The 4,091-nt window shown below is 32.7% G+C and carries 5 protein-coding genes; all 5 read left to right on the top strand.

Annotation, left to right across the window (positions count from 1 at the left end; all coding sequences use genetic code 11):
• On the top strand, positions 1-258 hold a 258-nt coding region (locus tag ACTHPI_RS09240), incomplete at its 5' end, for a hypothetical protein (RefSeq protein ID WP_445353846.1).
• Positions 251-1,210, top strand: coding sequence for a RusA family crossover junction endodeoxyribonuclease (locus ACTHPI_RS09235; RefSeq protein ID WP_445353845.1), 960 nt, complete (start codon positions 251-253; stop codon positions 1,208-1,210). The genes ACTHPI_RS09240 and ACTHPI_RS09235, both read left to right, overlap by 8 nt.
• Positions 1,200-2,147: a hypothetical protein gene (locus ACTHPI_RS09230; RefSeq protein ID WP_445353844.1), complete on the top strand. Its 948-nt coding sequence runs from the start codon at positions 1,200-1,202 to the stop codon at positions 2,145-2,147. The genes ACTHPI_RS09235 and ACTHPI_RS09230 overlap by 11 nt, the downstream gene beginning before the upstream one ends.
• Before the next feature lie 27 nt (positions 2,148-2,174).
• On the top strand, positions 2,175-2,432 hold the full coding sequence (locus ACTHPI_RS09225; RefSeq protein WP_445353843.1) for a hypothetical protein: 258 nt from the start codon (positions 2,175-2,177) through the stop codon (positions 2,430-2,432).
• Positions 2,383-3,231, top strand: coding sequence for a type II toxin-antitoxin system antitoxin SocA domain-containing protein (locus ACTHPI_RS09220; protein ID WP_445353842.1), 849 nt, complete (start codon positions 2,383-2,385; stop codon positions 3,229-3,231). The genes ACTHPI_RS09225 and ACTHPI_RS09220 overlap by 50 nt, the downstream gene beginning before the upstream one ends.
• The last annotated feature ends 860 nt before the right edge of the window (positions 3,232-4,091 follow it).

Below are 4,091 nucleotides of genomic sequence, written 5' to 3'. Positions count from 1 at the left end.
AAGAAGATTGACAGCGCCCTTTCTAAGCAAGCACGGGACTTAAGAGCGCAGCTTGCTGCACAAGGTTTTGAAGTAACTATTAGAACTTCCAAAAGCAAAAAAGAAGCTAAAAAACAAGCTCACTTCAAGCAAATTCTAATTTTGCAATCAGATCCAGATCCTAAAAAAGTCAGTCAAGGACGAGCACTATTTAACAAATTATCTGATAAAGACAAACAAGCCTACTTAGAATACAGAAAGAATCATGCTAATGACTAGCTGGAGCCTAACTCTTCCCTTCAACCCGATGGCCACTCCCCGACCTGACTTTACTGTCAGAAATGGTGGTGTCATCACTTACTACAAGACTGAATATTCAGCGTATTTATCTGCCATTCAGAGCTATATTACTAATCAAGGAATGTACAATGATGATCTTGAAAAAGTAGTCAATTCCAAATATGGAGTAGTAGCCAGCATTGTTTTTTATTTGGGTGTTCCTGCCAGCGTAAAGAACGTTACAAAGCTGACTTATACTTCTAAGCCCGATATAGATAACCTAGTAAAAGCCCTGTTAGATGGGATATTCAATACTTTAAAAGTCAAAGATAGCCGAGTTGTTGGAATCAAAGCGGTCAAACTTAAGACAATGTCTAATCCTAGAACAGAGGTAACTTTAACCGGTTTGAACGATTTAGCCGATGAAAAGCCGGACAAGGTCACAAGTCAAGTTGACCAAGTTTTAGCACCAACTAGTTCTGCTCCAAGATGGGAAGCAATTCTCCCTTTTGCGCCAGTCTCTACTCCCCGACCAGCGATTACTTTTACAAAAATAGGCACAGATAAAGCCGGCAAGCCCAACTACAAGAAGCATACTTATAATTCCACCAAGTATGAAAAATATCTAGGCAACATAAAAGAGTATTTACAAAGCAATCAGTTATACAATAAAAAACTTGAACAAGTAACTCAAGCTGAATATGGTGTAATGGCCAAGGTGAACTTTTTCTGCAAAGTCCCAAGCAATCAGAAAATACTGCGCAAGCTTTTAAAAACTACAGCACCAGACATCGACAATTTATTGAAAGCGGTTTTAGATGGAATTTTTAACAAATTATCTGCAGATGATAGCAGAGTGATTGGAGTGCAGGCATTAAAATTCAACGAAATATCAGAACCCAGAACGGAAATCAGTTTTACAGGCTTAACGAGGTTACCAGATGGTCAATAACAACGAAAAGATCCAGAATCTATTGCAGATAAAAACCGATATTTCTCCTTTAATGAGTAAATATCTAACGGATTTAAAATTACGCTATGAATGGTCAAGAGAAGCTAAAGCGGAATATTTTGAAATTAAAAGAAAAATAAATGCTGCAGTAAATGATTTATTAAGAATAGCCCAACGTGAAACTAAGAACTCTGAAGATTATGATAATCTAGTAGTTCAAGTTCATGAAGAAGCTGCTGCTATTCTTAAAGAAGATATTGATAGTGAAATTAATCCATTAGGTAAAAGAGGCTTAGAAGAGCTAATAACTATTTCTAAAGCTGAATTTACTGCAGACTACGCAGAAACGATGCATACATATATTAAAAAGCACGTGAGCATCCCCAAAAGAAGATTACTATACTTATTAAGGAAAAAAGCTAGTGCAAAGTCAGTCAACCAAGAAAAAATAATAATGGCTAAGAAACTTGCTTTGCAATTGCAACAACTTTCAACAGACCACATGAGTAAAAGTTATAAAGAATTTTCTGTATCAGAGTTTACAGCAAGATTAAGTGTTATCATTAAGCAAATGAAGCTGTATAGATTTAATGAGCAAGCATCCCAGCTCCGAAATATATCTCAAATAAGGGAATGGAATGAGCCAAAATATCCAAATTCAGAAGAAATCATTGAAAAACTGCATGAGATTAGAAATCCATCAATGTATATAAAGCGAGGCTATACGATTTTGGAATATGTGCGCCCTGTTTATAAGAGCTTGAGTTACTTCCAAAGAGCCCTAAGAGAAGGTAGAGAGTATATTGGTACCAATAATGCATATAATCGCTTAATAAATGCCCTAAATGAACTAGAAGGCTATTATAAAGCCCACTACGTTCAAGCTGGAGGCAAACCCAAAAACCATCATGGTCATTACGCCGGCGAAAAGCCGTAATTTAAAATGGTTCGGCGGAAAAGTAGAATGGCAATACCAGTTTCTGTTCCTTTGGCAAAGGAATTAGTTCTATCAATTAATGACTTTGTTAAACACGAGCCTAATTGGAATAATCCTTTACAATTTGTCTGGGTATTTAAAACTAGTGATGTGCAAACATACTACATTAAGTTTGTTTTTACTGAAAATAATTATTTATCAGTTTTCACCTTGATTATTGAAGGAGGAGGTTTATATGACTTACCAAAAAGAATTTACGACCGTATATACCATCAATGGACGTGAGTATAAAGTAACTGCACCGGCTCTTTTTGATAGTGTTACCAATGAACTGATTCCAGATAAAAGACTGGATGATCAAGCCGCAGAAAAAGCTCGGCAACAATATCGTAAGGATATGGGGTTAATTACACCACAGGAGCTAAAGCAATATCGTGCAAAAGTGGGACTATCACAAAGAAATTTAGCTGAACTAACAGGTTTAAGTCCTAATACAATTGCTTTATATGAAGCGGGTGCATTCCCCACAACTGCTAATAATAAATTACTAAGATCACTAATTAATAATGATCAAGTTCTTCAGCAATATTTAGTTAATGATTCAGATAAATATTCCTCTGAATTGATTAGAAAAGTTAATGCATATTTAAGTAATAATGAGGATAGTGTTGTTGGCTTACAAAATAAGAAGCCAAAGTTTACTGCAGTGCAGTTAGCTAATTGGTTTCGAGTAGAAAACTATTTTGAAAGAGAAGTAGATTTGAATGTTGATCCAATTACACAAATGAAGGTCATTAAATTACTATATATTGCATTTGGAAGATACCTTGCTACTACATCTAATAGATTGTTCTCATCACCGATTATCCATCTTCAATATGGTCCAGTGGTTGTTGAAGCGCATGAACGGTTTAATGGATTGACGGCGTTGGATCAGGATCCCAATGAAGAAGCAATCAGCTATTTTATTAATTATAATGCATCACGTTTAAGTAAGTTAACCCATCAACCTGGTTCACCGTGGAGTTTAACTCCAGATCGGATGATAATTAAGGACCAGTTAATTTTTAACTCTTTTAAATAGAGGCATAGAAGAATAATGAAATGAGGAGATTAGGATAATCTCCTTTTTTATAAAATTCCAGATGATTAATTTAACATACTAAAAAAGTGACTATCATTAATTGATAATTGCTTTGAGATCTCTTAGTTACTTATATTCACTTACTTTAAGTAATTATAGAGGTCTTTTTTGGTTATTCAAGTAAAAGTTACTTATGAAGATTAAGGTTTAAGTTATTCTACAAATTTTTGTAAGTGATAAAAAATTGCTGTAAATATTATAACTAAATATTCACAATTAACGGTTAAAAAGTAAAAAATAAAGTTATGTATAGTTTATTACAAAAGATAATTAATTGTATTTTAGATTAAATAATAATTTTTAGTATTTATTAGTTATTTAATAATAAGCTTTCTACAGCCTAAAACATAAACATATTGAAATAAAGTCTCATACATGTTCTTAGAATTGCGCTCTCAGCATTATGCTAATTTTAATTCACTTGAAATAAATCGAATATAAAACTAATTAATATGTGTAATCGTTATATTCTAAGAGTTTGAAGGCTTAATTCGTTAAATGTTATGATAAAAAATAACAAAATAGTATAACTGAAAAATTATAAGTTAGATGATTTAAGAATAGAAGATAAAAAGTAAAAAATAGCGAATAGGACAGGAAATATAGTAATAATTTAATACAAAAGTAAAATATAAACATTGAATGTAGCATTTTAACACTTTAGTAAGATGTCCTATGAGCTATAGCTCATAGGACATCTTACTAAAGTGTTAAAATGCTACATTCAATGTTTATATTTTACTTTTGTATTAAATTATTACTATATTTCCTGTCCTATTCGCTATTTTTTACTTTTTATC

It is taken from the genome of Lactobacillus sp. PSON, from assembly GCF_052615405.1.
This window is presented reverse-complemented; position numbering and strand designations above follow the sequence as displayed.

What these genes read in the sequence shown, in the direction of transcription:
- ACTHPI_RS09235 (WP_445353845.1), top strand. Translation starts at nt 251, where the DNA reads ATGACTAGCTGGAGCCTAACTCTTCCCTTCAACCCGATGGCCACTCCC.
- ACTHPI_RS09220 (WP_445353842.1), top strand. Translation starts at nt 2,383, where the DNA reads ATGACTTACCAAAAAGAATTTACGACCGTATATACCATCAATGGACGT.
- ACTHPI_RS09225 (WP_445353843.1), top strand. Translation starts at nt 2,175, where the DNA reads ATGGCAATACCAGTTTCTGTTCCTTTGGCAAAGGAATTAGTTCTATCA.
- ACTHPI_RS09230 (WP_445353844.1), top strand. Translation starts at nt 1,200, where the DNA reads ATGGTCAATAACAACGAAAAGATCCAGAATCTATTGCAGATAAAAACC.